Origin of the sequence: Marinobacter sp. UBA2498 (assembly GCF_002341575.1) — a bacterium.
Taxonomy (GTDB): Bacteria; Pseudomonadota; Gammaproteobacteria; order Pseudomonadales; family Oleiphilaceae; genus Marinobacter; species Marinobacter manganoxydans.
This window is the reverse complement of the sequence record NZ_DDOI01000038.1, coordinates 19618-20047: the sequence shown is the minus strand read 5'-3', so window position 1 is coordinate 20047 and position 430 is coordinate 19618. Positions and strand designations below refer to the sequence as shown.

Genomic DNA, 430 nt, shown 5'->3' with positions numbered 1-430 from the left:
TTCTGAGGATTAATGACCTGTTCGAAGAGTCCGATGGCTGGACCAGCCCACCCTGGGATGTCAGAGACAGACACCCGATCGATCTACCTGCTGTGGAAGAGATTCGGGATCTTAAAGCCGCAGCACAGGCATTTGAAGCGGAAATTATTCGCGAGCGATTGCGCCAGTATGGTGGCAACCGGGCCCAGGCGGCAGAAAGCCTCGGCCTGCCAAAACGGACCCTTGCCCATAAGTGCCTAAAGTATCAGGTGGCAGAGTCATGATTCCCCGAAGAGTGCGATTAACCGGTGGTATTGCAGCGGCATTGGCGCTGCTTTCGCTGGTCTCCAATGCCAGCGCTGACCAGCTTGAAGATGCCCGACTCTGTACCAGTGAGCCCCAGCGACTTGAACGGCTGGCCTGCTTTGACGAGGTCTTTGGTACCCCCGTG

General features: G+C 56.7%; 1 protein-coding gene. It reads left to right on the top strand.

All coding sequences use genetic code 11. The features are described 5' to 3' along the window. On the top strand, positions 1-263 hold a 263-nt coding region (locus B2W52_RS04185), incomplete at its 5' end, for a helix-turn-helix domain-containing protein (protein ID WP_286801493.1). Positions 264-430: the final 167 nt, after the last annotated feature.